Raw genomic sequence first — 1,120 nt, forward strand, 5'->3', positions numbered from 1 at the left:
TTGGATTTAGTGGCTCGGATGAATTTGGTCAAATCGGCTCATCGGTAGATGCAACTGTCGGTCATCTTTCTACGCTGATTACTTCTGTGAATGAAGCGATTGAGACGCTCACTATTCAGGTTGAAGATATTGATGAACAGTGTCGGTCAAGCACGAGCGAATTGATGCTTCAAAATGATAGTTTGATTCGTAGTTCCGCAGGTATTACTCAAATGGCACAGATTGCTAAAGATGCTTCTGCACGTGCTCAAAGCGCCGATGCCTTAGCCCAAAGTTTGGGAGACAGCATGTCACAGACGGAAACTACTATTGATCAGTTAGTTGCGAAGATGCATGGACTAAGCGGGCGTATGTCAAACTGTTCAGATTCAAGTCATGCCTTACGTGAAACATCTCAAAGTGTGAAAAATGTGTTAAAGGTGATTACTGATATCTCTGAACAAACTAATCTTCTCGCTTTGAATGCTGCGATTGAAGCAGCCCGAGCGGGAGAGGCTGGTCGTGGTTTTGCGGTCGTGGCAGATGAAGTGCGAACGCTTTCAGTGAAAACCCAAGACGCGACGGTTGAGATTCAATCTATGGTCGCTAGCCTAGAAGATACAACTGATCATTTGATGAAAATGATCGACGAAAGCAGCACTGAGACAAACAATGTCAGTGAGCAGTTTGTGGCGACTAAAGAGCAGCTTCAGTCCGTGTTCTTAAATACACAGGAGTTGAAATTGATTAACGCTGATGCAGCGAATGCGGCCACTGAGCAAAGTGCAGCGTCAGATGAATTAGCGCGCGACATTACTGCAACGCAAGATGGCGCTCAAACCTGCGTAAATAGCATGCACACCATTGAGCAGGCAAACGCACGTTTGCGCGAGACTGCAAATAATTTAGCCCAGGGTCTGCGCAAAGGCGCTTAGGGAAGTAAATAAAAGCACGCTTTTGCGTGCTTTTATTTTTGTTCAGTAGTTCTGTATTGCTTGGGCGTTAGCCCTGTTTGTCTCTTAAAAAACTTGGCGAAGTTAGAGTTATCGCTAAAGCCCAATTGATCAGCGATCAGCTCGATGGGTAGTTCGCTAGAAGACAGTTTTTCTTTTGCCGTGAAAAGTCTCACTTCATTTTTTAA

The 1,120-nt window shown here is 44.9% G+C and carries 2 protein-coding genes; one reads left to right on the top strand and one right to left on the bottom strand.

What is annotated here, in order from left to right; translation table 11 throughout:
* Positions 1 to 914, top strand: a 914-nt coding sequence (locus A3762_RS25305; protein ID WP_197469577.1) for a methyl-accepting chemotaxis protein, incomplete at its 5' end; no start/stop codon positions are given.
* A 32-nt stretch (positions 915 to 946) separates the two neighbouring features.
* Here A3762_RS25305 and A3762_RS29000 read toward each other — a convergent pair.
* Positions 947 to 1,108, bottom strand: a complete 162-nt coding sequence (locus A3762_RS29000) for a helix-turn-helix domain-containing protein (RefSeq protein WP_369820722.1) — start codon at positions 1,106 to 1,108, stop codon at positions 947 to 949.
* Between the last annotated feature and the right edge of the window lie 12 nt (positions 1,109 to 1,120).

Source organism: Oleiphilus sp. HI0125, from assembly GCF_001635355.1.